At 70.0% G+C, this 26,410-nt stretch carries 25 protein-coding genes and 3 tRNA genes; 12 read left to right on the forward strand and 16 right to left on the reverse strand.

All coding sequences use genetic code 11. The features are described from left to right. Positions 1-2 precede the first annotated feature (2 nt). Complete coding sequence (locus ACGFJ2_RS05690; protein WP_393465042.1) at positions 3-1,688, forward strand: serine/threonine-protein kinase; 1,686 nt, start codon at positions 3-5, stop codon at positions 1,686-1,688. Here the strand turns inward: ACGFJ2_RS05690 and ACGFJ2_RS05695 are convergent. Beyond that, on the reverse strand, positions 1,682-3,034 hold the full coding sequence (locus tag ACGFJ2_RS05695) for an LVIVD repeat-containing protein (protein ID WP_393465045.1): 1,353 nt from the start codon (positions 3,032-3,034) through the stop codon (positions 1,682-1,684). The genes ACGFJ2_RS05690 and ACGFJ2_RS05695 overlap by 7 nt on opposite strands. A 78-nt stretch (positions 3,035-3,112) precedes the next feature. Between ACGFJ2_RS05695 and ACGFJ2_RS05700 the strand changes: the two genes are divergently transcribed. Next, positions 3,113-3,730 carry a DUF305 domain-containing protein gene (locus tag ACGFJ2_RS05700; RefSeq protein WP_393465048.1) on the forward strand — a complete coding sequence of 206 codons (618 nt, stop codon included), beginning with the start codon at positions 3,113-3,115 and terminating at the stop codon, positions 3,728-3,730. Positions 3,731-3,993: 263 nt separating this feature from the next. On the opposite strand, the gene ACGFJ2_RS05705 is transcribed toward ACGFJ2_RS05700, so the two are convergent. Next, on the reverse strand, positions 3,994-4,410 hold the full coding sequence (locus ACGFJ2_RS05705; RefSeq protein WP_020547189.1) for an SsgA family sporulation/cell division regulator: 417 nt from the start codon (positions 4,408-4,410) through the stop codon (positions 3,994-3,996). A 428-nt stretch (positions 4,411-4,838) separates the two neighbouring features. On the opposite strand from ACGFJ2_RS05705, the gene ACGFJ2_RS05710 reads away from it, so the two are divergent. Continuing rightward, positions 4,839-4,913 (forward strand) — tRNA-Val (locus tag ACGFJ2_RS05710). A 122-nt stretch (positions 4,914-5,035) separates the two neighbouring features. Here ACGFJ2_RS05710 and ACGFJ2_RS05715 read toward each other — a convergent pair. Next, positions 5,036-5,260: a hypothetical protein gene (locus tag ACGFJ2_RS05715; protein ID WP_357955675.1), complete on the reverse strand. Its 225-nt coding sequence runs from the start codon at positions 5,258-5,260 to the stop codon at positions 5,036-5,038. Between the two features lie 246 nt (positions 5,261-5,506). Here ACGFJ2_RS05715 and ACGFJ2_RS05720 point away from each other — a divergent pair, with 246 nt between their 5' ends. Next, positions 5,507-6,334, forward strand: a complete 828-nt coding sequence (locus ACGFJ2_RS05720) for a hypothetical protein (protein ID WP_393465051.1) — start codon at positions 5,507-5,509, stop codon at positions 6,332-6,334. 75 nt (positions 6,335-6,409) lie between these two features. Here the strand turns inward: ACGFJ2_RS05720 and ACGFJ2_RS05725 are convergent, their stop codons facing one another. Then, complete coding sequence (locus ACGFJ2_RS05725; RefSeq protein ID WP_393465054.1) at positions 6,410-8,581, reverse strand: hypothetical protein; 2,172 nt, start codon at positions 8,579-8,581, stop codon at positions 6,410-6,412. Positions 8,582-8,799: 218 nt separating this feature from the next. Between ACGFJ2_RS05725 and ACGFJ2_RS05730 the strand changes: the two genes are divergently transcribed. Further along, positions 8,800-8,961: a hypothetical protein gene (locus tag ACGFJ2_RS05730; protein ID WP_357955670.1), complete on the forward strand. Its 162-nt coding sequence runs from the start codon at positions 8,800-8,802 to the stop codon at positions 8,959-8,961. Here the strand turns inward: ACGFJ2_RS05730 and ACGFJ2_RS05735 are convergent. The 6 genes from ACGFJ2_RS05735 to ACGFJ2_RS05760 all read right to left on the reverse strand — a co-directional run bounded on the left by ACGFJ2_RS05735 (position 8,944) and on the right by ACGFJ2_RS05760 (position 12,526). After that, positions 8,944-10,173, reverse strand: a complete 1,230-nt coding sequence (locus tag ACGFJ2_RS05735) for an RNA-guided endonuclease InsQ/TnpB family protein (RefSeq protein ID WP_393465057.1) — start codon at positions 10,171-10,173, stop codon at positions 8,944-8,946. The genes ACGFJ2_RS05730 and ACGFJ2_RS05735 overlap by 18 nt on opposite strands. Positions 10,174-10,341: 168 nt before the next feature. Beyond that, positions 10,342-10,548, reverse strand: a complete 207-nt coding sequence (locus ACGFJ2_RS05740; protein WP_357955667.1) for a hypothetical protein — start codon at positions 10,546-10,548, stop codon at positions 10,342-10,344. 2 nt (positions 10,549-10,550) lie between these two features. Continuing rightward, entirely contained in the window at positions 10,551-10,886 is a 336-nt protein-coding gene (locus ACGFJ2_RS05745) for a hypothetical protein (RefSeq protein WP_393465060.1), read from the reverse strand. 108 nt (positions 10,887-10,994) lie between these two features. Further along, a complete protein-coding gene (locus ACGFJ2_RS05750) occupies positions 10,995-11,834 on the reverse strand; it encodes a helix-turn-helix domain-containing protein (protein ID WP_393465063.1) in 840 nt (279 codons plus the stop codon). After that, entirely contained in the window at positions 11,818-12,354 is a 537-nt protein-coding gene (locus ACGFJ2_RS05755; protein WP_393465066.1) for a DUF6879 family protein, read from the reverse strand. The genes ACGFJ2_RS05750 and ACGFJ2_RS05755 overlap by 17 nt, the downstream gene beginning before the upstream one ends. Continuing rightward, the gene (locus ACGFJ2_RS05760; RefSeq protein ID WP_393465069.1) at positions 12,338-12,526 is read right to left on the reverse strand and encodes a hypothetical protein; all 189 of its coding nucleotides are present in this window, start codon (positions 12,524-12,526) and stop codon (positions 12,338-12,340) included. Before ACGFJ2_RS05760 ends, ACGFJ2_RS05755 begins: the two co-directional genes overlap by 17 nt. A 356-nt stretch (positions 12,527-12,882) precedes the next feature. Between ACGFJ2_RS05760 and ACGFJ2_RS05765 the strand changes: the two genes are divergently transcribed. The 3 genes from ACGFJ2_RS05765 to ACGFJ2_RS05775 all read left to right on the forward strand — a co-directional run bounded on the left by ACGFJ2_RS05765 (position 12,883) and on the right by ACGFJ2_RS05775 (position 14,911). Continuing rightward, positions 12,883-12,983, forward strand: a tRNA-Ser gene (locus ACGFJ2_RS05765). Positions 12,984-12,990: 7 nt separating this feature from the next. Then, positions 12,991-13,135 (forward strand) — tRNA-Leu (locus ACGFJ2_RS05770). Positions 13,136-13,252: 117 nt separating this feature from the next. After that, complete coding sequence (locus tag ACGFJ2_RS05775) at positions 13,253-14,911, forward strand: TROVE domain-containing protein (protein ID WP_393465071.1); 1,659 nt, start codon at positions 13,253-13,255, stop codon at positions 14,909-14,911. Positions 14,912-14,958: 47 nt separating this feature from the next. On the opposite strand, the gene ACGFJ2_RS05780 is transcribed toward ACGFJ2_RS05775, so the two are convergent. The 6 genes from ACGFJ2_RS05780 to ACGFJ2_RS05805 form a co-directional block, all read right to left on the reverse strand. Next, entirely contained in the window at positions 14,959-16,299 is a 1,341-nt protein-coding gene (locus ACGFJ2_RS05780) for a sensor histidine kinase (RefSeq protein WP_393465073.1), read from the reverse strand. Next, the gene (locus ACGFJ2_RS05785; protein WP_358187363.1) at positions 16,296-16,985 is read right to left on the reverse strand and encodes a response regulator transcription factor; all 690 of its coding nucleotides are present in this window, start codon (positions 16,983-16,985) and stop codon (positions 16,296-16,298) included. The genes ACGFJ2_RS05780 and ACGFJ2_RS05785 overlap by 4 nt, the downstream gene beginning before the upstream one ends. 277 nt (positions 16,986-17,262) lie before the next feature. Further along, complete coding sequence (locus tag ACGFJ2_RS05790; protein WP_393465078.1) at positions 17,263-18,768, reverse strand: cytochrome P450; 1,506 nt, start codon at positions 18,766-18,768, stop codon at positions 17,263-17,265. Beyond that, the gene (locus ACGFJ2_RS05795; RefSeq protein ID WP_393465314.1) at positions 18,765-19,835 is read right to left on the reverse strand and encodes an alpha-hydroxy acid oxidase; all 1,071 of its coding nucleotides are present in this window, start codon (positions 19,833-19,835) and stop codon (positions 18,765-18,767) included. The genes ACGFJ2_RS05790 and ACGFJ2_RS05795 overlap by 4 nt, the downstream gene beginning before the upstream one ends. Continuing rightward, positions 19,835-21,403 carry an NAD(P)-binding domain-containing protein gene (locus tag ACGFJ2_RS05800; protein WP_393465081.1) on the reverse strand — a complete coding sequence of 523 codons (1,569 nt, stop codon included), beginning with the start codon at positions 21,401-21,403 and terminating at the stop codon, positions 19,835-19,837. Before ACGFJ2_RS05800 ends, ACGFJ2_RS05795 begins: the two co-directional genes overlap by 1 nt. Positions 21,404-21,507: 104 nt before the next feature. After that, on the reverse strand, positions 21,508-22,992 hold the full coding sequence (locus ACGFJ2_RS05805) for a class I adenylate-forming enzyme family protein (RefSeq protein ID WP_393465084.1): 1,485 nt from the start codon (positions 22,990-22,992) through the stop codon (positions 21,508-21,510). Between the two features lie 115 nt (positions 22,993-23,107). Between ACGFJ2_RS05805 and ACGFJ2_RS05810 the strand changes: the two genes are divergently transcribed. From ACGFJ2_RS05810 to ACGFJ2_RS05825, 4 genes are all read left to right on the forward strand, one after another. Beyond that, positions 23,108-23,797 carry a sulfotransferase family protein gene (locus ACGFJ2_RS05810; RefSeq protein WP_393465087.1) on the forward strand — a complete coding sequence of 230 codons (690 nt, stop codon included), beginning with the start codon at positions 23,108-23,110 and terminating at the stop codon, positions 23,795-23,797. Positions 23,798-23,817: 20 nt separating this feature from the next. Next, complete coding sequence (locus ACGFJ2_RS05815) at positions 23,818-24,225, forward strand: YchJ family protein (RefSeq protein WP_393465090.1); 408 nt, start codon at positions 23,818-23,820, stop codon at positions 24,223-24,225. 9 nt (positions 24,226-24,234) lie between these two features. Continuing rightward, positions 24,235-24,690 carry a DUF6221 family protein gene (locus ACGFJ2_RS05820; RefSeq protein ID WP_357955653.1) on the forward strand — a complete coding sequence of 152 codons (456 nt, stop codon included), beginning with the start codon at positions 24,235-24,237 and terminating at the stop codon, positions 24,688-24,690. A 65-nt stretch (positions 24,691-24,755) separates the two neighbouring features. Continuing rightward, positions 24,756-26,405, forward strand: a complete 1,650-nt coding sequence (locus tag ACGFJ2_RS05825; RefSeq protein ID WP_393465093.1) for a RecQ family ATP-dependent DNA helicase — start codon at positions 24,756-24,758, stop codon at positions 26,403-26,405. Positions 26,406-26,410 lie beyond the last annotated feature (5 nt).

Below are 26,410 nucleotides of genomic sequence, written 5' to 3' on the forward strand. Positions count from 1 at the left end.
AGATGGCCGTCGATACACCCCGGCCGGGCGACCCGCTGCGGCTCGGCGGCTATCTGATCCTGGGCCGGCTCGGTCAGGGCGGGCAGGGCGTGGTCTACCTGGCCGAGAAGCCGGGTGGCGAGCGAGTGGCGATCAAGCTGATGGCGGGCGGCGTGGCGGGCGGCGTCGATCGCACGGCGCAGCGGGAGCTCGCCGCCGCCAGGCAGGTCGCCGAGTTCTGCACGGCCCGGGTGATCACCGCCGACCTCGACCACGACCCGCCCTACGTCGTGAGCGAGTACATCGACGGCCCCTCTCTGGAGGAGGTCGCACCCCTGCGCGGCACGTCTCTCACCCGCCTGGCCATCGGTACGGTCACCGCGCTGACCGCCATCCATCGGGCGGGCGTGGTGCACCGCGACTTCAAGCCGGGCAACGTGCTGATGGCCCAGGACGGGCCGCGGGTCATCGACTTCGGCATCGCCCGGCTCTCGGGGCTCACCGCGACCAAGAGCGGGCTGGCCGGGACACCGCGCTACATGGCGCCCGAGCAGTTCGGCGACGGGCCCGTCGGGCCGCCGGCCGACGTGTTCGCCTGGGGCTCCACGATGGCGTACGCGGCCACCGGGCAGGCGCCGTTCGGCGGGGACACGATCGCCGCGGTCGCCTACCGGATCCTGCAGGGCGAGCCCGACCTGGGCGATCTGGCCGAGCCGCTGCGCGGGATCGTGGCCCGCTGCCTGGCCAAGGACCCCGCGGCCCGTCCCACGGCGCGCGGCGTCCTGCTGGAACTGCTCGGTGAGGACCGGCGCTCGGAAGAGGCCGACGTGCTCGAACAGGGCGCGCTGGCGGCGGCCGACACCTTGGTGGCCGGGCCGCTGCCGCCCATCCACCCCGTGCGGGCGCTGCTGGCGCGCAGGAAGATGCTCGCCGGGGCGGGCCTCGCGGCGACGGCGCTGCTGGTCAGCGGGGTGCTGCTCTGGGAGCGGGCGGCCGGCCGCGCACCCATCACATCGGCCGCCGCCACCGGTACACCGTCATCGACGACCACCGGCGCGGCCGAGTCCGTGGTCCCCCCGCCGCCGGCCAAGCGCGCGGAGCTGGTCGCGGCCGTGGAGGCGGCGACCATCGTGACGCCGCTGGCCGACTTCACCTACTCGGGCGGCCTGAGCGAGAGCGCGTACGCCGGCCAGGCCCGGGGCCGGCTCGTGTTCGGCGCGAGCGACGACACCACCACGGACTTCGACATGCGGGTCGAGTCGGTCGGCGACAGCCGCCAGGTGGTCGTCATAGAGAGCTCCGACACGCCGACGGTCTACCTGGACGGCAAGCCGGTGAAGGGCAAGGAGGCGTCGGCGTCGCTCTACTTCGCCGAGATGCTTCCCGTGACCGCGGGGATCGGCGCCCTGCTCGACGTGATCAGCCTGACGCCGCGGATCAGCGCGGAGGGACGGTCCTACTCCGGCTCCCTGGTGACCAGCAAGGGCCCGCGGGCGCTCCAGGACAAGATCTCGGAGATCACCGGCGGGTGGACCGCCGACGACCTCGCCGACACCCAGCTCACCTGGAAGCTCAAGCTGGACCCGCGCGACAGGCCGGTCTTCTTCGACCTGTCCTGGCGCGCGCTCAACGCCAACATCCGGCTGGCCTCCTCCTTCGCCACCACCTACAGCAACTGGCGGGCGGGGACCATCACGGCACCTCAGTAGGACTTCTGGGTCTGGACGTTGAAGTCGTCCATCTTGACCTGCTTGGCCGGGTCCGTCAGCGGATCCTTGATCTCGATGACGTCCAGGCCGCCCCGGATGTCACTGGAGTAGATGTAGCCGTTGTAGTAGTAGGCGGACCAGGACCCCGCGACGCCGTCGAACGGGGGCGGATCGAAGTAGCCGATCTCCTTGGCGTTGGCGGAGTCGGTGAAGTCCCAGATCGACACGCCGCCCTGATACCACGACTGGACCATGATGTCCTTGCCCGGCACCGGGAGGAGCGAGCCGTTGTGGGCTACGCAGTTCTCGTCCTGCTCCTGCTCGCGCGGGATCTTGAAGTAGCCGCGCCGCTCCAGCTGCCCGTTCGTGAGGTCGTAGATCGCGTCCGCGCCCTTGGTCCGCGGCGTGTTCCGGTCGCAGGTCGGCGCGGAGCCGCCGCCCAGCTCGTCGCTGAACACCACCTTGGTCGCGTCGTTGTTGAACGTCGCCGAATGCCAGAGCTGGAAGTTCTCCTCGTCCCGTATCCGCTGGAGCAGCTTCGGGTTGACCGGGTCGGAGATGTCGAGCAGCACGCCGTCACCGAAGCAGGCGGCCGCGGCCAGCTTCTTCTCCGGGAACGCCGTGATGTCGTGGCACCCGGCGCCCGTCTCCTCGCGGTCCGGGAAGAAGTTCGGCCTTGCCACGACCTTGGCGGCCTTGGGATCCTTGGTGGGGATCTCCACGACCTGGAGGAGTTCGTGCGGCGGCGGGCACGTGTCCGACTCCGGCTCTGGGCCGGGCGACGACACGTACACGTACAGCGTCTCCCCGTCGGGGATCATCGTGTGCGTGTGCGATCCGCAGTCGGTCGCGACGGCCGAGACGTACTTCGGGTTCTTCTTGTCGCTGACGTCGAAGATCCGCAGCCCTTCCCAGGCCTGGCTCTTCGTCGTGGAGGCGCAGCTCTCGTCGCTGCGCGGCTCGTCGATCGACAGGATCAGCAGGTCGCCGTAGATCGAGACGTCGTTCTGCTGCGCCGGGCAGGCGACCTGGCTGACGGTCTTGGGCTTGGTCGGGTCGCTGATGTCGTAGATCGAGAACCCGCCGAAGTTGCCCACGTACGCGTAGTCGCCCTGGAAGGCCAGGTCGGTGTTCCAATCCATGGCGCCGTTGAGCGGAGCCGTGCGGGGCACGTGGGCGACCCGCTTGACGTTCGGGCTCGTCTTCGCGTCACCGGTCGGCTGGGCGGTGGTGAGGGGCTCACCCCCGTCTCCGGAGGGATCCTCCCCTCGCGAACCGGCGCTGCACGCGGCCATCAGCAGGAGTGCCGCGCACGCCGCCGCCACCCGTACCTTTCCGAAGATCACGCACTTCCCTCTCGTTCCTGGGTCACTATGGAAGCTATGTCAGAAAGGTCCCGATCGCGTGCGCTCATTCCCGCAGTCTTGGCGGCACTCGTGCTGCCCGTGCTGTCGGCGTGCGCCCAGGAGGCGGAGCGGCCGTCCGCGATCGGCACCGACGCTCCGGTGATCGTCCCACAGGGCCCGGGCAGCCCCGCCCGCACGGCCACGCCCGGCGAACGTCTCGGCCAGCCGCCGCCCGCCCCGGCCGCCGCCGACGTGCGCTTCGCCGAAGGCATGATCCCGCACCACCGGCAGGCGCTGGAGATGACCGGCCTGGTCAAGGACCGTACGACGACACCGGCCGTACGCCGCTTCGCCGAGCAGATCGCCAGTGCGCAGCGTCCCGAGATCACCGTCATGTCCTCCTGGCTCGCCTCCCTCGGCCGCCCGGTCCCCGGCGACCACTCGCACGGCCCCGAGGGCTACGGCATGGCCACCCTGGAGGAGATGAACGCCCTGCGGGCGGCCCGCGCGGCCGCCTTCGACCGCCTGTTCCTGCAACTCATGGTCAGACACCACGGGGGCGCCCTGAAGATGGCCGGCGAAGAGCTCGCCGCCGGCACGGACCAGCCGATGAGGCGCATGGCGAGAGACGTCTACTCGGGCCAGAGCATCGAGATTACGAGAATGAAAGCGGCTCTGACCGAGATCAACCAATAATCTCAGCAAACCATCAGGAACCCGACATACCGTCTATGGCGCGGACCTCGGGCACGCGTTCACCGGGACCCCGGCCTAATGATCAGACCCCGGGCGGTCCCGCGCAAATCATGAGACCCCGGCCCAATCCCCGGACCGGGGTCAAGAATGCGCACGTCACGGCGCCCGGCCACCTCCACCGGAGGAGCGTGTCCCTGGACAGACCCCAGCCCTGTGCGGCGTCTGGGGCTCACCGTGCTCTGCCGTAAAAGATCGAAAAGAGGTCAGCTCGGCCAGAGCATATTGGTGAGTTCGGCGTCGAGGTCCATGAAGTCGGTCTCGCGGCCGGCGGGCACCTTCTCGTAGGTGCGGTGGAGGAACTCGGTCAGCGGCGCCAGCGGCACCTCGAACAGTGCCTGGCCGAACGGCGAGGTCAAACTGATGTGCAGGGTGCGTTCGCCGTCGGCGCGTGCGGGCCATACCTGCACGTCGCCGTCGCCGACGCGTCTCACGATGCCAACTGTCAGCAACTCACGGGCAAAGATCCACTCGACCGGTTCGTCGTTCCCTACGTGGAAGGCCATGCGGATGGCGTACGGGTCGTCGGCCGTGTAACTCAGTCCGGCGAGCAGGGGGACGGTAGTACGGTCGGGGACCACAAGCCGAAGGCCAAGCTCGGCGGAGACGGTGGTGCTGTTCATCGTCAGCCAAACCTTTTCGTCGAAGGTCCCCTCTTCGGGGCTATCACTGCTCTGACGGGACTTCGTCCTGAGCTATCACGCGGAACGAAGAAACCTGTAGGAAAGATTCCGCTCCTAGGCCCTTCTGTAACGCACATCACAGCTGGACATTTAGGCATCTACCTGGCTAAACGGCATCAATCGGGTCGTATTTACAAGGGTTTTGCGTGTTCGTGGAGCCTGTTCCGGGGAGCCCACCAAGAACGTTCCTTGAGAAAAGATCACGATCGGCACCTACCGGAACACGACGATGGTATGCCAACGAGCCGTCACGCCGATGGGCAACCGCACCCTTTCCCCGAATCACCCTCCGCGCCTCCCGCCGCTTCGCCACCTGGTCCCGGAGTGCGGTATGGTTTTCCCGTCGGCGCCGCAAGGGGCCGCAGGGCGGGCGATTAGCTCAGCGGGAGAGCGCTTCGTTCACACCGAAGAGGTCACTGGTTCGATCCCAGTATCGCCCACCACGCTCGTCGCAGGTCAGAGGCTCGTTACTCGTCATGAGGAACGGGCCTCTTCTCATGCGTGCGTCGCTGCCGAGACGCCCCGCCCGCGCCCACGATGGACAGGGCGTCTTAGCGGTGCGCTGCTACTTGGCGGCGTCGACGAGGTTGACGATGGCCACCGCGGCGCGGAAGTGCTTGTTGCGGCCGAGATCGCCGATGGTCTTGATGTTGAACGCCTTGGCCAGCGACTCGGCGTCGGCGTCGCTCACCCCGGCGAGCGCGCTCACCGGGGCGGCGGGCAGCTTCTCCAGCTCGTACTTCTCGAATGCCTTGTCGAGCAGCTTGTCGAGATTGGCGTTGATCGTCATGGCGCACCTCCGTGTGGTGATCGGACTGCGGGTCACCGCATCTCCCACAGGGAGGTTTTCAGCCTTGTCGTGATCCGCCCTGGAACGACCCGGTCACCTTTCCTGGTCATGAGAGTGGCTTGCCGAATCGCTGGAACCGGTGGCGGACGACCTCCGGTCACACGGTCAGGGCTTGGCGGACATCGGGTTCGGCCCGCGCCGGCAAATCGTTTGAGGCGCGATGGCGCGGACGTGAATGATGGGGGCATGGAGTTCCGCGAGGCGGACGGCCGCGTTCCAGCCCGCAGGGAAGCCCTGGTGGAGCTGCACGGCTCGCTGGATCGTCGCTACCGGCCCGAGGACGTGGCCGACCTGGTGCTGCGGGCCTTGGACGGGAGCGTGTCGCGCCGTGAGCGGGTGCTGCTGGAGCGGGCGGCCAAGCACTCGGCCCATCGACAGGGCTGGTTCTCCTCGATGTCCACCGACTACGCCCGGCCGGTCGGCGGCGCCCGGGTGCGAGACGGTGATGATGCCGACTTCCATGAGATCATGACGGAGATCCACGCGGAGACGACCAGACTCGCGATCGCCTATCGTGCCTGCGCCGAGGCGCTGTCGGACTTCGCCGACAGCGTGGAGTTGGCCAGGACACAGGCATCCGGCGCGCGGTCCTGGGCGGAGAACGCGCGAGAGGCGCACAGCCGGGCCGTCCGGAGCTTCCGTATCCTGGCTTCGGCGCCGGATGCGCCGGGCGGTGACTGGCGCGCCTTGGACGAGTTCATGGCGGAAGAGCTCATCCGCGATCTGTCCGATCCGTACAGGAGAGAACGATCCGTCGAGGTCGCCCGAGAGGCCCGCGAGTGGGAAGAAGAACGGCAGGAGGCCAAACGCTCCGCCCTGAAGGCGATCAGCATCCGCGCTGAGGCCGAAACCCGCTGCGTAGAGGCGATCCGCTCCGTGGTGCCGCCTGGTGTCGCACACCTTGCGGCAGTCGATGAGCGAGACGCCGTTCCGGTTCTACCGCCGGTGGTGGAGAGTCTGCCTGATGCCTCGGAGATCGAGCGATTGCTCGCGGGCTTGGACGGAACGCCTTGAGCTCCTTGCGAGCGCTCGTGCCCGATGATCAGGTGTGGCGCGGCACGTTGATCGGTAGCGCGGGAACCAGTTGGGTCAGGGCAGGTTGAGCGGCGTGGTGACGACAAGGTCCCAGTCGTGCCATCCCCCGACGTCCATCCAGGCGATCATGGGTCGGCCCTGGCCGTTCAACGCCATGGCCAGGCCATCACTACCGCGGCGCCGGATCGTCGTGATCGGAGTGCGCGTGCAGTGCGTTCCCGTGCAGGCGGCGATGACGACCCGTTTGCGGTCGAGGTCTTGATAGGCCACCAGAGCCCGCCCGTCCCGGGACAGCACCGTCGCCGGCGCCGTGTTGTGACCGGGTTCGGACAGCGTGATGGTGCCGGCCTTTGAGCATTCGCGGGTGTGGCAGTCGAGCAGTTTGATCGCGCCGTCGGTCACATCCCGGTAGGCGATCAGCGGCCGGCCGTTGGCCCGGACCAGCATGGCAGCGCCGGCTTGGCCGTCGGAGTAATCGGTCGAATCTTGGACGGGCTGCCCCGTGCGTGCCCGGGCGCAGGCGGGGTCGTCGCAGGAGATCACGAAGACCGAGCCGGTTTCGCGGTCGAACCGCAGCACAACGGGCCGGTCGTCGGGGCCTACGCCGGCGATGAGGCCGCGATCGTTGTCCCGGTATCTGTGGACGGGAAGCTTGGCGATCTGCTTGGTGCGTGGATGGGTGCAGGCCGGATCGTCGCAGGTGGTGATCGAGAGCCCTTCCTCGGCGATGTCACTTTCACTCAACGGGAGCTGGTGGAGCTGGGCGACCAGCAGACCGCCGCCAGGCCGTGCCGCGAGAGCGACCGCCCTGTCCTGCGTGGACGATGTCACCTCCGTGATGGTCTTGCCGCCAGGGGCCGGGACGCAGGCCGTCGCGTCGCAGATCAGCAGCCCGAGCCGGGCGCGCCATTTGTCGTAGTCCAGGATCAGCCCGTCTTCGTCCGCGCCCTCCTGCGTCCACGTCGACACGACGAGACGGCCGTCCGCCAGCCGGGCGCTGGCCGCTGTGTACCCGCCGACGACGCCGACCGGTTCGGCCCAGGTGAACCGGGTTTGAGTGCAGCTGCTGTCCATGCAGGTCAGCAGCTTCGCCTCGGCGGAGTCGTCGAGGAGCATGACCATGCGCCCGCCCTGCCCCGCGTGCAGGGCTTGCAAGTCCGACGCATGGAGTTGCGGCTTTGGACGCCCGTCCTCCTCAGAAACCTCGGAGTCCGACTCGCGTGACCAGTTCTCTGTGACGGCCGTCTCGGAGACCTCCAGCCAGCCGAGCGGGTTGATCAGCACCGCGCCGCCGTACAGCAGGCCGGGCAGGAGCAGCGCCGCGAGCACCGGCACGCGCCTGACCGGGCGTGGCGTGCTCGCCGGCAGACCGTCGACGACCTCCTTGAACTCAGCGATCGTCCCCTTGATGTCCAAGCGGTGCAGGAACAGGCGGGCGATCACGGCCGCCTGGAACGGCACGGTGACCAGCGCCAGTACGGAGCCGGCCACGGCCGGCACGATGGGCAGCCCGGACACCGCCCAGTTCACCGCCTGCGCGGCCAGCGCGGGCAAGAGCACGACGCCGAAGGCCAGCGTGAGCGTTGTTGCCCAGGAGGCGCCGGCCGTCAGTCGGTAGGCGCGAGCGAGCGAGCCCCTCGCGGACCGGCCCTCCAGGACCATGGGCGCCACGGCCAGCAGGCACGGCATCGCGGACAGGGCCAGGACCGTCATGACGGCGTAAGCCGTGACCTGCGCCCCGGTCCACATGAGAATGCCGAGCCCGGCCACCAGAGCAGCCGTGAACGCCAACACGCCGACCAGGACGAGTAGCGCCATCGCGGGCCAGCGCCGGGCCGCGGCCCGCATCGCGTCGGAGGCCGAGACGTCCTTGCCGACCAGCCGCCCGGTGGCGAGCATCACCGTCGCGGGCAGCGCCACCGCCTGTCCGGCCCCCAAGACGACCAGCACCGCCGCCGACCACGCCAGCAAGGACGTATCAGGCGTGCCGATCAGCTCGAAGTCGCCGTTGACCACCGCCGCGGACCCGTCCGCGAGCAAGACCAGCGCCGACGCCGCAAGCAGGCCGATCGGCAGGAATACCGCCGCGGCGGGCACCGCGAGCCGGATCAGGTGCCGCACCGCGGTGGCATAGGCCAGCCAGACGACGCCGCCCCGCCGTAACTCGTCCCGGGCGTGCCGGCGGCGCCCGTCCGCACTATCGCCCTCGGGGCGCTCACCGGTCAACCGGCTCGTTGCCTGTTCCGCCGCCGCAGGTGAAACCGATCCTGGGCGGGCTCTGTGAGGAGATGTTTCGCTCCCACCCCCGCGACCCGAAGATCCAGGGCGTACGAGCAGAATCAGCGTCTGCACCCAGACGCGGGCCCGCGCCGGCCTGGCCCGCAGCTTGGCGAACAGTTGATCAGGCCCGGACATGGAGGCCTCCAGCAGGACAGGGGATGGCCGTGAGCCTAGATTCCGCGCCGTCCGTGAAGGATGCCGAAGACCTCTTCGGCATCGGATCGAACCCGCCGCTGGACGCGTTCCGTACTCAAACCGCGCAAGGCGCGCTTTTCGGTCTGCTGCTCAGTGCGGAGAGCAGGCAAGAATCAACTACCACCGACTGAAGCCGGTGGTTTGCTCTCACGGTCCCGTCTGGGTGAAGGGAGGCCGGTAGCGTGTGGCTGGTTGATGGCAGCCCAGCCCGCAACGCCGCGTACGGCGATGTTGCGGGCCGCGATGTGATCGGCGTGCCCAGCGAGGCCACACCTTTCGCAGACGAACCGGCCCCGCGCCGGACGGTTCGCCCTGCTGACGTGCCCGCATTCCAGGCAGGCCTGGGAGGTGTAGGCGGGGTCGACCAGCAGGAAGGCGATCCCGGCGCGGGCGGCCTTGTAGCAGGTGAGGGTGATCTGCTGGGCGAAGGCCCAGTTGTGCAGGGTGCGCCGCTGGAGCCGGTGAGCCCTTACCCGGCCGCGGATGCCCTGAAGGTCTTCCAGGGCTATGCCGCGGCCGGTGCGTTCGGCTTCGCGCACCACGTATTTGCTGATTTGGTGGTTGAGGTCGGTCATCATCCGGTGTTCACGGCCGGACAGGCGGCGCAGTACCCGCCGCGCCGCAGACGTGCCTTTCTTCTGCAGCCGTCGGCGTTGGCGATGGCGTCGCTCGCGCAGGGTGCGGACGTGGTCGTTGCCGCCGATCGGCCCCGGCAGGGCGGGGCCGGGCAGCACTGCCCGGTCGGAGGTGACCGCCAGGTTGGCCACCTCTTGATCAACCCCCACAAAGCCGTGAACCGGCTCGCGCACCGCCGGCTTGGGCAGGGTGAGGGCGACCTGCAGCAGCCACACGCCGCGTCGGCAGATCAGGTCTGCCTCGCCGAGCGGCAGCGTGTCCACGGCTTTGAGGTCTTCCGTACGGCCGGTGTAGGGGAGGGTGATGCGGCCGCTGGAGGTCCACAGCGACACGGTGCGGGCGTCCCGGTTGAAGCTCATCAGCCGGGCGTCGTAGGGGACGGCGCCGTGCGGGCGGAAGATGTGGGCGCGTTTCTTGGTGGCGCGCCGGTTGGCGTAGGCGCCGGCGACCCGGGCGATGGCCCGCACGGCCGCTTGCGCGCCCAGCCCGGCCACCTGCGCCCGCACCTCGTAATAGGCCAGCCGATGCAACTCCACCACAGCGAAGACACGGTGCTGCCAGGCCAGGCGGGAGACGACGGTGGCCGCCTGATTGCACAGCAGCACCGCTGCGGCCAGGGCGTCGGCTTGGGCCGGTGCGGGTGTGAGCCGCAGTTGCACGACCGTGGGCAGGCCGTGGCGTTTGGTGGCGGAGCGGCGGATCGCCATCACGCACCTCCTGTCACTCCGGCCTCACCCACCGCACATATTACCGAACGTGACCGAGTCTTTCCACACTGTTTTCGAGAGGAGGGGTGGCGCTTCCTCCCGGCCCTGAAGGACCGGGTCTCCACGCCACAATTCAGATGAAGCGTCCCTGATAGACGGGGCGGCAGGTCAGGCCGCACCTCGCAGCCGGGCAGGGCGGCGCGCGCGTTGAGCTTCCAGCTCCAGGTGCTTACGCAGCTCGTCCAAGGTGGCTCCACACCGGACATTGGAGAGCCCGCTGTGTGCGGGGACCGTGGCGATGCGGACCGCGTACCAGCCCCCGCCGGCCGCGTCTGAGATGTCCCAGCCGGGGAACGCGCTGATCAATTCGCGCAAGTTCACACCCATGGATACGCACCGGGGGTCGCCTCGGAAGGCGGGTGCGTGGCGCGAAGGTCCGCATAGCGGAGCGCCACGCGGCGGCCGGCGCGCGTCGGGTCCGCCGATGGATGCCACGCGTAGACGGGTCTCGGATGTTCTCCGTTCCAGCCGACACGCCACCAAAAGCGAAGCCCGTCCGACCAGACCACCAGGTCAACCCATACGGAAACCAGCGCCAAGCCGTACCCGCCGTGCACATCGGCGGCGATGCCCTCTTGCGCGAGTGCCTGCCGTAGATGGTCAGCCGCGACGATCGGCGAAACGCCGGCGAGTTGCGGTGCGCGTGTCGCCACGATGCATTCCTTTGTCCGCAGGTTCGAAGGTGCCTCCACACTATGAAGAAAAACTGGGGGTGGGCAGCATATTCGAGTCGTGGAATAAATCGCGAGTTGGAATAACCGCTAGCTTCCGTGGCGGAATTCTTCGGCCCATTGGGTGAGTAGTGCGATGGCTTCGTCTCCGAACCGCGCATAACTCACGAACAGCGAGAACAGCTCCCGGTGGTAGGCGATATCCCGGGGGTCGCGCATGATTATCGCTCCGGAGAACACCTCCGCAGTGGCCAGTCGACTGTCGTAGACCGTGAACGTGCTCAGCGGCCCCTCTGGCAGGTGCGGTTGAGCCACGGGGATGACGCCTAACCGGATGTTGGGAAGGACCGCCAGCGACGCAAGACGACCAAGTTGGACCGCCATGACATCCGCCGGGCACAGAGGCCAGCGCACTGCCGCCTCGGTGAGGATGAAGGTGAAGCTCTTGCTCCGGTCGTACAGGACGGCCTGCCGCTCCAGGCGCTTGGCGATCGCCTGGGTGAGGTCGCCGGGGTTGCCGGCCAGGCTGGCCCGAGCGTACTCAGGCGTGTGCAGGAGGCCAGTGATCATGGTCGGTAGGAAGTAGCGCAGTTCGGTCGAGTCCGCTTCGATGGCGGCCAACTCGCGCTGACGATGATGTAGGCCGCGCCGAAGGGTAGAGCGCCAGTCTTGGAACTGCGTGTTCGCCAGTCGCGTGAGAGAGGTGATCTCCTCGATCATCTCAGGTGAAGCGTTCAGGGCGCGCAGGATGCGCTCGACGTCGACTGCGGAGGGCAGGACTTTGCCTGTCTCGATCTTGGAGATCTTGCTCTGGCTGATGCCGCTTCGAGCGGCCAGTCGATCTCCGGTCAGGCCCGATGCTCTCCGCAGTTCGCGTAGCGCGGTGGCCAAATCGTCGCGCCGCAGGCCCAGTTCACTCGGCTCGAACACCGCTCCTCAGCCCAGCCTGATACTGATGGAAAGGCACCGAGTGGCACATGGCCATATCTCGGTATTCGATGAAACGGGCGATGTCTGGACGGTCCAATAGTTCACGCCCCACCTGGACACCGTCCGGGTCGTACTCCATGAGAACCACATGCTTTTCGTCGAACATCCAGAAATCGAAATCCGGTATTCCTGGATGGGGAGTGTCAGTGAGGTCCGCAATTCTGACATCTTCGCCGGCTCGTGATGTGTGGCTGTACACCGCGAACTCATAACGCAGGTAATCGGAGAGCGGTCGGGTGAGAGCGTGGACTCTACCTATCGTGCGTCCTGAAGCCTTGAAGTCACGCACTCGGGCCAGCCACGCGTCGTCGTCCGGGATGTGCAGTCGTCCCGTGGCCAGAAAGGAGGTGAACTCCTCCCGCTCGCCAGGCATGGAGTACAGCGCCCGAGTCTCCAACCGCCAGGCCGAGGTCTGGAAGCCGTCGAAGAACTCGCGCCAGGCGTCACCCTCCAAGCGCACGTGCGGCCTCCAGGAGGACCGTGGTCGGAATACTCACGATCGACTCTCCTTCGGGTGTCGCCCGATCGACGGTGTAGCCCTGAACGGCCACCACGCCGCTGTCGGGCGTCGCGAAGACGGTCGGGCAGTCATCCCGGCCGCAATCGCCGCCCGCGATCTTTACCAGCTCCATGGTGACCCCTTGTGTTCGACTGATCACTCAAAAACTAAGTCGAGGATTCCTCGCGGTCAATGTGATCCGGAATATTCGTGAGTTGGAATACCGGGGCGGCACATCATGCCGCGGAGAATCTGCCACGTGCCTTGGAGATCGAGCGACTGCTCACGGGCCGGGGCGGAACCTCCTGAGCTCCGCGATGGGCAGTTCCGCTCCGCCACCCGTCCCGATAATCGGGTGTGGCGCGGCACGTTGATCGGTAGCGTGGGAACCAGTTCATCGGACCTGGAGAGGACACGGGTCGAAGGGCGTCGGTCATCTCTTCGAACCAGATCACACCGGTGCCCGTCTCCACATCCGCGTCGTCTCCCGGCCCGGTGAACTGGTCAGGTCTGGTGCCGGCACGGATCGAAGTCCTGTCGGTTATCCACTCATAATGGGGTTGTCGCAGGTTCGAGTCCTGCCCGGGGCTTCGGCTTCGGTAGCTCAGCTGGTAGAGCACCTGAACACCGGTGGGCATCCCCACATCCGTGCCGGTTCCAGACCTGATGAGCAAGGGGAGCGGGTCGAAGGTCGTCGGTTATCGGGCACAGAAGGTCGCAGGTTCAAATCCTGCCCTCCCGGCTGGTCGGGAGGTGGCGCGGTCCGGATAGCGCATCTGTCTTAACCCGGCGATCATCACCACATCCGCTCCCCTTTCGCATATCCGCCTTCGGGCGGGTCGAACGGAAGGAGCGCACCATGGCCCGTGATCCCCTCGCCGCGGTCTCCGCGATCGCCACTCCGCAGTCGCGGCGCATCCCCGGCCGCACCGACCAGGTGCCCAACGCCGCCGGCGGCTACGTCTTCGACAAGGACCTGTGGAACAAGCTGGAGGACTTCCTGATCCTCGGCACCACGGGCGGCACCTATTACGTCGGCGAGAGCAAGCTGACGGCGGAGAACGCCGACGTGCTGTTCCAGGCGATCGCCGAGGACGGCCCGCGCGTCGTCGCCCTGCTCACCGCGATCTCGACCGCCCGGCCGCCGCGCGCGCCGAAGCAGCGGCCCGTACTGTTCGCTCTGGCCGCGGCCTACGCGAAGGGCGACCCTGACACCAGGCAGGCGGCGAAGACGGCGCTCGCGAAGGTCGCGCGCACGACCGACCATCTGGCCCAGTTCTTCGGCTACTACAAGAACCTGGGCGGCAAGACGACCGGGCGTGGCACCTCGCCTGTGGTGGGCCGGTCGCTGCGGACGGCGCTCGGCTCCTGGTTCCTCACCGGGAGCGCCGACGACGTCGCGTTCAAGGCGTGCAAGGCCGCCCAGCGCCGGACGCCGCAGGGTGAGGCGTTCAGCCTGCGCGATGTGCTGCGGGTGGCCCATCCGGTCGCCGACGACGAGCAGCGCAAGACGTTGTTCGGGTGGATCGCCGGGAACGTCGCCGACGAGCGGGCTCGCGAGGTGCTGCCCGCCGTGGACCGGTTCCTCACGGCGAAGGCGGTCACCGGCGCCGACGAGGCGATCCGGGTGGTGAACGAGTCGCGGGTGCCGTGGGAGTTCCTGCCGGACGCGATGCTGCGTGAGCCGAAGGTGTGGGAAGCCCTGATCGACACGATCGGCATGACCGCGCTCATCCGCAACCTGGCCCGCATGACCCGTCTCGGCACGCTGACGCCGCTCGGCGAGGCCACCCGGTGCGCCGTGGCCCGGCTGACCGACCGGGCGGCGCTGCTGCGTGCCCGCATCCACCCGATGGACGCCTGGCTCGCCATGCGCGTCTACGCCTCCGGCCGGGCCCAGCCCAACCCACGCGCCGACGTCCAGACGTGGACGCCGGTCCCGGCGATCCTGGACGCGTTGGAGCAGACGTACGAGCTGTCCTTCGGCAACGTCGAACCGACCGGGAAGCGGCTGCTGGTCGCCGTGGACTCGTCCGGGTCGATGAGCTGGGCCAACCGCGTCACCGTTGGCGGGTCGCCGGTCGGGTCGCCGTACGAGGTCGGGTGCGCGATGGCCGTCATGCTGGCTCGCATGGAGGAGGACGTGCACGTCATCGACGTGGACACCGCCGTGCACGCCTCCAAGGTGACGCCGCGCACCAACCTGCGGGAGCTCGCCTCCTGGGAGCCGTCGGGTGGGGGCACCGACCTGTCGCTGCCGTTCACCTGGGCCGCCAAGGAGCGGATGAACGTGGACGGGATCATCGTTTTGACCGACAACGAGACATGGGCCGGCCGCTCCCACCCGACGCAGGCGCTCGACGGCTACCGCCGGCGGGTCAACCGGGACGCCCGCGTGGTGGTCGTGGCGATGACCGCCGCCGGTTACTCGATCGGCGAGCCCGGGGACGCGGGTGTGCTCAACGTCGCCGGGTTGGACGCGTCTCTGCCGCTGATCGTCAACGGCTTTGTACGCTGACCGATCCTGAAAGCTTCGTACCGCTGACCGGATCCTGAGAGCGCGGGTCAGAATCGCCGCTCAGGTTCGCGGTCGGAGCGGCCAGAGCCGTCGAGGCGGTCGGAGTGGCCGGAACGGTCGGAGTGGTCGGCGGGTTCGGTGGGTTCGGCGGGCTCATCTCCGGGGGGCGGGCGGTGCGGGGCGGCGGTGGGATCCGCCGGGAGGCGGACGGTGAACACCGCGCCCGCGCCCAGCCGCCCGTCCGCCGTGATCGTGCCGCCGTGCCCGTCCACCACCTCCCGTACGAGGGCCAGCCCCAGCCCGAAGCCCTGGCCGACGAACCGGGTGAACAGCCGCTCGGAGTCGGCCGGATCCAGGCCCACCCCGTCGTCCCGCACCGTGAGCTCCACCACCTCCGGGCCGCCGACGATCGTCATCCAGATGTGCCCGCCCGCACTCGTGTGGCCGAGCGCGTTGTCCAGCAGGGCGGAGATCACCCGGCGGAGTGCCGACTGCGCCCCGCGCACGGTGTGGGCGTCGAGGCCCTGGCGGTGTACCTCGATCGTCACGCCGTGCGCGGCGGCGCGGGCCGCCTCGGCGACGGCCAGTTCCTCGGCCAGCGCCGCCAGGTCGACGGGGACGAACGGCCGGCGAAGCTGCCTGAACTGGGCCGACACCAGCAGGTCCTCGACCACCTCGCCCAGCTGGCGGCTGCCGGTGACCAGCTGGTCGGCCTCGTCGATGACCAGGATCGGGTCGGTGCCGCGCCGCAGCTGGCGGGCCACGAGCTGGGCGCGGGTGTGCAGGCGGGTCAGCGGGGTCCGTAGCTCGTGGCTGACGTCGGCGGCGAACCTGCGCTGGCGGGCCAGGGCCTCGCCCAGCGGCGCGATCGCCCGGCGGGCGAGGACCTGGCCGATCAGCAGCGCGGCCAGCAGCCCGGCGAGCTCGGCGGCGGCGATCGTGCGCAGCAGGCGTTGCCGTTCGGCGGCCTGGTAGCGAAGGTCGATCACCGCCTGAGTCGCCACGTCACCGCGCCGCTCGGTGCGTACGAGATAGCTCTGCCCGGCCAGCTCGGCCTGGGTGACCTGCGGGCCGCCGCCGGCGGCGGCCAGGTACAGCGCGGTGCGCAGGGGGAGCGCCGCCGGTGCGCCGGGAGAGGCCTGTACGGTGCCGTCGCGTAGTTCGAACAGCCACATGCAGGGGGGAGGGTGAGCGACGGAGCCGTGCTGGGTCGCGGCGGCCAGGTCACGCCGTGCGGAGGCGCTCTGGTCGCTCACGGTGACGCAGTAGACCATCACCCCGAAGAGCGCGAGCACCACCGAGATCGCGCCCGCCACCTGCACGGTGACCCGCCGGCGGGCCCGGTTCAGCAGACGCCGATCCGGATCGGCGGCCAGTTGCCCCCTCACAGCTCACCCAGGCGGTAGCCCACGCCTCGTACGGTGCTGACGATGCCCGCCCCCAGCTTGCCGCGCAGGTAGTAGACGTAGGTGTCCACGATCGCATCGGTGCGGGCGCCGTCGAAGACCCGCTGCCGCAGCGAGGCGCGTGTGTGCACCTGCCGCGGCCGGATCGCCAGCGCGTGCAGCAGCCGCGCCTCCTGGCCGGACAGGGTCACCTGTTCGCCGGTCGGCAGCCGTACGGTGTGGGCCTCCGGATCCAGCCAGCCGGCGCCGACGGGCAGCAGCCCTGCCTGGTCCAGGTTCCTGCGGTGCAGCGCCCGTACCCTGGCCAGCAGCTCGTCGATCTCGAACGGCTTGACCAGGTAGTCCTCGGCGCCCGCGTCGAGCCCGGTGACCCGGTCGGCGACCGTGCCGAAGGCGCTGAGGACGAGTACCGGCACAGTGACGGCCTGCCTGCGCAGCCGCCGCAGCAGGTCGATGCCGTCGACCACCGGCAGGCCCCGGTCGACGATCATGGCGTCGTAGGCGCGGCTCAGGCCCAGGTGCAGGCCACGCTGCCCCTCCAGGGCCAGGTCGACCGTGTAGCCCTCGTCGGTGAACAGGTCCACCAACATGCCCCCGAGCTCGCGGTCATCCTCCACGAGCAGCAGCCGACGGGCGGGGGCGCCGGCTGTACTCGATGTCCCAGCCACGGATCAACCGTTGCATCACCGCCGCAGAATTACCAGGGTCCCGACAAGTGTTGACATTTCAGGAAATGGTGGGCTGGGCGGCGGCTGTCTGCTTCTCCAGAGGGCGGGGCTGTTCGGGGTCGGTTCTCCCGGCCTGCTCGAGGCGTTCGGGTCACCGGCGGCGACCAGCGCCATCGTCGGCATACCATTCCTCCGCTCGCAATCCAGACAATCAGCACAATCGGTTGGGTGACCGGTCGGCTGGGACGATCAGCGGGTGATCGGCTGGGCGGGATGGTCAGTGGGCGACCGGCTGGCCGTCATCCGCGAAGTGGCGCTCGCACAGCCGCTGCCTGCGCGCGTCCCAGACCATGTACGTGCCGAGGACGAGCTGGACCAGGCTGCGCCAGACGTCCTCCCAGCGGTCCCTGAATCGCACGAACAGCAGCAGCGGCCGGCGGGCGGCACTCCTGCGGGCGTAGCGCGGGGTGAGCAGGCACGGCCCCCGGTTGGGCAGGGACCGGGTGTGGGAGGCGGTGGAGTCCAGGGCGTACAGGCGCAGGATCTCCTCCGCCGCGACCCGCATGGCGATCGGCGCCAGCCGCCAGGCCGGGCACGGCCGGTTCGCGGCGACGCCGAACGGGATGTGGTTGAGCTCACGGACCGCCGTTCGGTGAGGGCGGGGGTGGGCCTGGTCGAACCGGTCGGCGTGGGAGCGGCCCGGGTCGAAGTGGTCAGGGTGGGATTGGGCCGGGCTGAAGTGGTCAGGCTGGGATTGGACCGGGTCGAGGCGGTCGGGGTGGAGGCGAGCCGGGTCGGACCGGTCGGGGCCGAAGCGGCTGGGGTCGAAGTGGTCGGGGTCGGTGAAGCCCGCGCGGTGGAACTCCGGGTAGTTGAAGCACAGCACCGAGCCCGCCGGGATCACCGTGTGCTCGTCCAGCGGGATGTCGCCGGTGGTGACGCGGTGGGCGATGCCGAAGAGCGGGTAGAGCCGCAGCGTCTCCGCGATCACCTGGTCCAGGTAGCGCGGACCGCCCGTCAACGCCCTGGCCTGTACGTCCGGGTGCTGCGCGAGGACCATCAGCAGGTGGGCCATGGCCTCCGACAGCTGGACGACCGCGGTGTTGAAGAAGGCCCCTTGCAGATAGAGCGCCTGTTCCCTGGCCGACAACCCCTCGGGGAGCGGCTGCCGCACCAGGGGCAGCCGGTCCATGAGATACCGGGTCAGCCGGTCGCGCCGGTCCATGTGCCGCAGCCCGCAGCACTTGAGCGAGGTGACGACGTCGTTCGCGTTGCCGGCGATCAGGTCGCGGGCCGTGCGCGGGCATGGCCTGCCGAAGACCAGCTCGTACGAGAACTCCGCCCAGAGCGGCATCATCAGGTCGCGCAGCCGGACCAGCCCGCCCGCCTCCCGCAGCGTGCGGGTGACGCAGCGGCGGGTCAGCTCCTCCGCTTCCGTACGCGGGATGGACAGAAAGCCGCGCGTGGCCCGGGCGACGGCGTCATACCGTTCGCCCGCCTCCAGGTGCTCCTGGTGCATCTCGGGGCCGGGCGCCAGCCAGTACCAGAACAGGTCCGACAGGGCGGCGCCCTTGCTCCGGCCGCCGGCCGCCGGATGGGAGTAGACCTCCTTGAACCGCTCGATCCCCACCAGATCGCCGGGCACCGGGATGCCCTCGTCCCCGTTGACCCGGTTGAAGACCCGTACACGCAGCGCCACGACCCGGCCCGGCAGCCACCACGGCAGGCTCAGCACCGCGACGACGGCGAGCGCCGTGGCCACTGCGGTCAAAGCTCCGGTCACCACGGCCGTCGCACCATCCCCGGTTCGAGCTCGTCGATCGACGCGCAGCCGCACAGGGTGAGCGCCCGCTCGACCTCGGTACGCAAGAGGCTGAGCACCCGGCCCGCGCCCCGCTCCCCGTCCGCCGCCAGCCCCCAGATCACCGGGCGGCCCACCGCGACCGCGGCGGCGCCCAGCGCCAGCGCCTTCAGCACGTCGGTGCCGCGCCGCACACCCCCGTCCAGCAGCACCGGGACGGTTCCGCCGACGGCGGCCACGATGTCCGGCAGCAGTTCCACGGCGGCCGGGACCGTGTCGAGCTGCCGGCCGCCGTGGTTGGAGACCACCAGCGCCGAGACGCCGTGGTCGAGCGCCAGGCGTACGTCGGCGGGATGGGCGACGCCCTTGAGCGCGATCGGCAGCGCCGTCATCTCCCTGAGCCGGTCGAGGTGCGCCCAGGAGATCTCCGGTGACATGACGATCGGCCGCACCCGCGCGCCGTCGCGCAGGTTCTCGCAGCGCAGGCCCTCGGGCAGGTCGTTGAAGCCGTTGCGCCGGTCCCGGGGCCGCGCTCCCAGGGTGGGGGAGTCCACCGTGACGACCAGCGCCGTGCAGCCGGCCGCCTCGGCGCGCCGGACGATGGTCTCGGTGAAGGCCAGGTCCGGCTGGATGTAGAGCTGGAACCAGAGCTTGGCCCCAGGCGCCGCCGCGGCCACGTCCTCGACGGCGACCGTGGACGCCATCGAGACGATCATGATCGTCTCGGCGGTGGCGGCGGCCCGGGCCGTGGCCCGCTCGCCCTCGGGGTCGGCCAGCCGGTGGAACGCGGTCGGCGCCACCAGCACGGGCATGGCCGCGCGGCTGCCCAGCAGGGTGACGCCGAGCTGGAGCTTCCCGGCGCCGCGCAGCACCCGCGGCACCAGCGCCAGCCGGTCGAACGCCGCCTCGTTGGCCCGCAGCGTGACCTCGTCACCGGTCCCGCCGGCGAAGTAGTCGTAGTGCGCGGGGTCGAGACGCGCGCGGGCGGCGGCCTCGAACCCGCCGAGCGTGTCCATCTCGCCGGTCTCGAACTCGCCCAGCGGGTCCATCACGCCGGCACCGAGGCGGCCTGGCGGGCGAAGAAGGCTCGCAGCGGCGCGACGTGCACCTCCGGGGAGGTCCAGTCGTTCTCCAGGTTCTCGGTGATGTGGTGGACGGCGGCCGGCGCGCCGGGCCGGTGATGCCGTACCACCGGGTGCAGGTAGTGGCCCTCGTGGGCGCGCGCGGAGTCGCTCTGCCGGATCCGGCCGACGGCGATGTCGAAGGGGTCGACCGTGTCGTGTTCCGGCCCGTACTCCAGGGTGATCGCGAAATGGCCGGCGTCGCCGATCGGCGGGTCCTCCAGATCGACCGGCAGCTCCTCCAGGTAGCGGGCCCCACCCTGGCCGTCGGGGACGATGACGTCGGCCAGCAGCCCGAACTGCTGCCACAGCGCCGAGGAGCGGTTGACCCGGTCGAGCACCGCCGCCGCCATGGCCTCCGGCTCTGCCGCGAGCTCGCGGCAGAGCCACGGGACGCCGTGGTACCTGTGCTCCAGGACGCGGTGCAGCGAGCGCGTGCCGTACCTGAAGCCGTGGATGAACCCGCTGGTGCCGCGCTTGAAGTCCCGGGACTGCGTCAGCGTCCCGGCGAAGTAGAGGCCGGGCACATTGACCGACTCGTAGGCGGGGGTGAGCGCCGGGAACCGGTCCTGGATCATCAGCTCAGGACGGCACCCGTCGTCGAAGATCGAGGCGTCGAACCGGAAGCCGGTGCAGACGATCACCCGGTCGTACGGGATGTCCTTGGTGACCTCGTCGGCGCGGGCGAAGCTCACCGTCACCAGGTACGAGTCGTCGGCTTGCTGCTCGATCCGCTTGACCGAGCCGTCCAGCACCGCGTTCTGCGATTTGAGCTGGTAGGTGTCGAGGAAGTTGTTGTTGACCGCGCGCAGGTGGCCGACGAAGTGGGTGCGCCACGCCATGCGTACGGAGTTCGGGCCCGCGACGTGGATCACCGCGGCGGTCTCGACCAGGTTGTCCGCCGTCTCGAAGGCCGAGTTGCCCTTGCCGATGACGAGCACCCGCTGGTTCACGTAATCAGATGGGTCGGTGGCGGCCGTGCCGTAGAGCTCGGCGGTCTCGATGCCCGGTATCTCCGGGATGTTGGGCTGGCTGACCCCGGTCGCCACGATCAGGCGCTTCGCCTCGTACGTCCGGCCGCGCTCGTCGGTCACCCGGAAGGGGCCCATGCCGGGCGCGCGGGTGATGTGGACGGCGCGGGCGTCGTGGACGATCCGCAGGCCGCACGCGGCGGCGTAGTCGGCGAGGTAGCGGACCATGTCGTCGGCGGCGGGGAAGTAGCGGTCGCTGTAGCGGGTGAACAGCAGGTCCGGGTCGTCCGACAGCAGGGAGTTCCAGTCCATCCGGAGGTTGAGCTCCGGGTCGGAGGTTCCGTTGTACCTCTTGTTGATCGAGATGAGCGTGCGATGGCGCGGGAAGGTGCGGAAGAACATGCCCGGCGTGGGACCGGCTTCCAGGATCAGGTACGACCGGCCCGCTTTTTCGAGGAAATATCCGAGTTGCAGCCCCGCCGGGCCGGCGCCGATCACCAGGTAGTCGAGGGCGTTGTCCGGCACGTAGGCCTCCGTCACAGCGATGTCATGAAACGAGCGATGTCATGAAACGAGCGATGTCATGAAACGGACGACCTCAGTGTTGGCGGGCGATTCTCAGAGAATGCTCAGAGCATCCGCCCGCCGGGCTGGTCCAGCAGGGCGCGCTTGTCCGGTTTGCCGCTGGCGGCGACCGGGACGGCCGACACCACCGTGATCGTCCGGGGCACGCTGTCGTCGCCGAGTTCGGCGCGTACCAGGGCGGTCAGCGCGTCGCGGTCCGGGGTCCGCCCGGCGGCGGGCACCACGAACGCGTGTACGGCCTCGCCGGTCAGCTCGTCCGGCGCCCCGGCCACGTACGCCTCGTCCACGTCGGAATGAGCGGCCAGCACCCGCTCGATCGGACCCGCGTACACCACCACCGCGTTGACCATGATCACATCCCGGGTCCGGCCGACCAGGTACAGGAAGCCGTCCTCGTCCACGTAGCCCAGGTCGCGGGTGCGCAGCCGGCCGTCCCGCAGCGTGTCGCGGCTCTCCTCCGGCTGCCCCCAGTAGCCGGACATCAGGTACGGGCTGCGTACGTGGATCTCGCCGGTCTCTCCCGCGGCCACCTCCCGGTCCGCCTCGTCCCGGACGCTGATCTCGACCCCCGGATGCGGACGGCCCACCGAGGCCACGTTGCCCCGGGCGATGTCGGCGGGCGTGAGCATCGCGATGTTGCCCGCCTCGGTCTGGCCGTAGCCCTGGTAGACGACCGGGCCGAGCCGTTCCACCGCCGCCGCCAGCCGGGACGGGCTGAGCGGGGAGCCGGAGACCATCAGCGCGCGCAGGCTGCCGACGTCGACCGGGTCGTCCTTGAGCAGACGGAGCATCTGGTACAGCCGGGGCACGGTGATGATGGAGCCGGTGATCCGGTGGCGCTCGATCGCGTACGGGAAGACCGGCCGCCCGTCGTCCTCCGGGATCACCGCCGTCCCGCCGCCCAGCAGGCACGGCGCCAGGAACTCCATGACGACCATGCTGGCCAGGGTGCCGAACAGCAGGTAGCGCCCGAACGACTCGGCGAGCGCCGCCGCGACCGGACCCCAGACGCGGGGCTGCCACGCCCAGTGCTCGCTCAGCGCGCGGTAGGTGATCGCGCAGCCCTTGGGCCGCCCGGTGCTGCCGCTGGTGAAGGTCAGGGCGGCCACGCCGTCGGGCCGCGCCGTGACGGCGAGGGGGCGGCCGTCGTCGGCGCGCGCCAGCAGCTCCGCCAAGGACAGCACGGGAAGCGGCCCCTCAGGCACCGCGCTCGACCGGTCGACCAGCAGGGCGTCGACCCCCATCGCGAGCACGTGGGCGAGTTGCGCGGCCGGGTAGCCGGGCCGGACGCCCACGACGCGGCAGCCCAGCGCGTGCGCGGCCATGTGCGCCGCGAACGCCTCCGGCGAGACGGCGGTCCGGATGGCGACACCCCGGCCGGGCCCGAGCCCGGCATCGGCCAGCGCGCCGGCCAGCCGCCGGATCATCTCCAGCAGCTCACCCCGTGAGACGGTCCGGGACCCGTGCTCGAATGCCACGCCGCCGGGCGAGTCCCGCAGCGCGTCGAGAAGGGGAAGCGGGAACAGCATGGTCGGCTCCTCACCATTGCGGCGGTCGGCTGCGACATGTATCTGGTCATATAACCCAGTTGTCACGTTAGGGATCGCGGATCAGAGGCCGATCAGAGGCGGGAGGGAGCGCGAGGTGAAGGTGATCGGCGCGGGGTTCGGCAGAACGGGGACGGGGTCGCTGAAGGCGGCGCTGGAACTGCTGGGGTACGGCCCCTGCTACCACATGTCGACGGTCATAGCGGAGCCGTACCGGGTCCGCCAGTGGCTCGACGTCGGGGAGGGCCGCGCCCGCGACTGGGACGAGGTGTTCACCGGCTTCCCATCGGCGGTGGACTGGCCCGCCGCCTCCTACTGGCGGGAGCTGGCCGAGCACTATCCCGACGCGAAGGTCATCCTCACCGTCCGCGACCCGCGCCGGTGGTACGACAGCGTCAGCGAGACCATCTTCGCCGGCGCCCTGGCCGAACGCCGCCCGATGCCGATCCGCCGCCGCATCATCCGGTGGCTGGTCGCGCGCCGGGCACCGGACTTCGCCCTCTACCCGCGCATGGCCAGGGCGACGGTCATGGACCGGATCTTCGACGGCCGCGTCGACGATCCCGCGTACGTCATGAAGGTCTACGAACGGCACCTCGCCGAGGTCCAGGCGACGATCCCGGCCGCGCGGCTGCTGGTCTTCGACGTGCGGGAGGGATGGGAGCCGCTGTGCGCCTTCCTTGGGACGCCCGTACCGGACGAGCCCTTCGCTCAGGTCAACGAACGCGAGGCGTTCCGGCGCAAGCGGACCGGCAGGCAGCTGCGCCTGATCCTGCGCGGGCGCTGACGGTCCCCGCACCGGGCAGAATGAGAGGCGTGCCGCGACGTGACTCGAAATCCGCCTCAGCCCCATGCCCGTGCGGGCTGCCGGCGACCTACCGGGAGTGCTGCGGGCGGCTGCATCGCGGCCTCGCCGCCGCGCCCACGGCCGAGGCGCTCATGCGGTCCCGGTTCAGCGCCTTCAGTGTCGGCGACGCCGGATATCTGCTGCGCACCTGGCACCCGGCGGCCCGCCCGGCCCGGCTCGACCTCGAGCGGGGGACACGCTGGACCCGGCTGGAGATCCTGGAGACCACCGGGGGCAGCGTCGTCTCCACCGAGGGCACCGTCCGCTTCCGGGCCCACTACACCGACAACGGCGAGGCGGGCTGCATGGAAGAGCACAGCCGCTTCGTCCGGCACGAGGGCGCCTGGACCTATGCCGGGGCCGACTGAGGGAGAGCGTTGACCTACGACCTGTTGTCCTGGCTGCGCGCCACGATCGAGGGCGACAACGCGACGGCCGAGGCGGCGACTCCCGGCCCGTGGTCCTACGACCCCACCAGGGAGTGGTACGACGGCGACGACTTCGTCACCATGACCAACGGGCAGGAGTTCGTCGGCTTCGGCGACCCGTCGGCCTTCCGTGGCGCGGTCTGCATCACCGGCGACGCCGGTCACGCGCCGTCCATGAGGGACGCCGTGCACATCGCCCGCCACGATCCCCGTGACGTCATGGCCCGCTGCGCCGCCGAGCTGCGCCTGATCGCCGCGCACGGACACGGCGCCGGGGACGGAGACGAAGCCGGGCGCGCGGACGGAGAAGGGCACGCAGACGAGGGGCCCTGCGACACACTGCGGCTCCTCGCCTACGGCTACCGCCATCGTCCCGGCTGGCTGCCCGAGTGGGCGCCACGCTGAGTTCGACGGCCGGCGTTCGGTGAGCGCGGCAGCGGGTACTGGCCGCCCACTACCAGGAGGGGCGTATGGGATTACGGGCGAGGCTCAACAGCCGGTTCGGGCGGAAGGGACGGCGGCTGCGGGCAACGGCCCGGCAGACCTTCGACTGGAAGGACCTGCGGCCGGGCCAGCAGGAGGCGATGGAACACCTGCTCGACGGGCGCGACGTGCTGCTGGTCATGCCGACCGGCGCCGGCAAGTCGGCGGTCTACCAGGTGCCCGCGCAGCTGCGTGACGGCCCCACCGTGGTCGTCTCGCCGCTCATCGCGCTGCAGCGCGACCAGGTGCTCGGCCTGGAGAAGGCCGACGCGGGCGGGGCCGTCGCGGTCAACTCCACCTCCTCGGTCAAGGCGGGGCTGGAGAAGGTCACGGCGGGGGAGGCGGAGTTCGTGTTCCTGTCGCCCGAGCAGCTGGCCAAGCCCGACGTCGTCACCCAGCTGGCCAAGGCCGAGCCGTCGCTCATCGCGGTCGACGAGGCCCACTGCGTCTCGTCATGGGGGCATGACTTCCGCCCCGACTACCTGCGGCTGGGCAAGGTGATCGAGCGCCTGGGGCATCCGCCGGTGGTGGCGATGACCGCCACAGCGGCGCCGAACGTCCGGGAGGAGATCGTCCGCTCCCTCGGGTTGAAGGACCCGGTGCAGATCGTCCGCGGGTTCGACCGGCCCAACATCCGGCTGGAGGTACGCCGGTTCGTCGGCGACGACGACAAGAGCCGGGCCCTGGCCGAGCACGCCGCCTCCCTCGACGGGCTCGGCCTGGTCTATGTCGCCACCCGGCGCGAGGCCGAGGAGTACGCCGCGCTGCTGACCGGGATGGGCCGCCACGCGGAGCCGTACCACGCCGGGATGCGGGCGGCCGAGCGGACGCGTGTGCACGCGCTCTTCACGGCGGGCGAGGTGGACACGGTGGTGGCCACGTCGGCGTTCGGGATGGGGATCGACCGGCCCGATGTCCGCTACGTGCTGCACGCGTCGCCGCCGGAGTCGCCCGACGCCTACTACCAGGAGATCGGCCGGGCGGGCCGGGACGGCGGGCCCGCCCGCGCCGTGCTGTTCTACCGGCCGGAGGATCTGGGCCTGCGCCGCTTCTTCGCCAGCGGCCGGGCGGACGCCGAGGCGTTGCTGCGGGTGGCGACCCTGGTGAAGGAGCACGGCGGCACCGTGCCCGTCACCGAGCTGCGGGCCCTGCTGGAGGTGGGCGCCTCCCAGCTGACGAGCCTGGTCAACCTGCTGGAGCAGGCCGAGGCGCTGACCGTCACCGACTCCGGCGACCTGCGCTACGCGCCGGGCGGCCCGCCGCCGGAGCAGGCCGCCGCGCGGGCGGTGGAACTCGACGAGATCCGGCACCGCGTCGACGACTCGCGCATCGACATGATGCGCGGCTACGCGGAGACGACCGGATGCCGCCGCCGCTTTCTGCTGGAGTACTTCGGCGAGCCGTACGACACGGCCTGCCGGACCTGCGACACCTGCCAGGACGGCCAGGAGCCCATCGCGACCGGGGAGGGACCGTACCCGCTGCACGCCAAGGTCGAGCACCAGGCATGGGGGCGGGGCACGGTCATGCGCCGCGAGCCGGACCGGATCACGGTCCTGTTCGACTCGGTGGGCTACAAGACACTCGCCCTGGCCGCCGTGGAGGGCGTTCTGCGACGCGCGGACGACGCGTCGTAGGTCAG

The sequence above is a fragment of the Nonomuraea sp. NPDC049028 genome (assembly GCF_043197735.1).
GTDB lineage: Bacteria > Actinomycetota > Actinomycetes > Streptosporangiales > Streptosporangiaceae > Nonomuraea.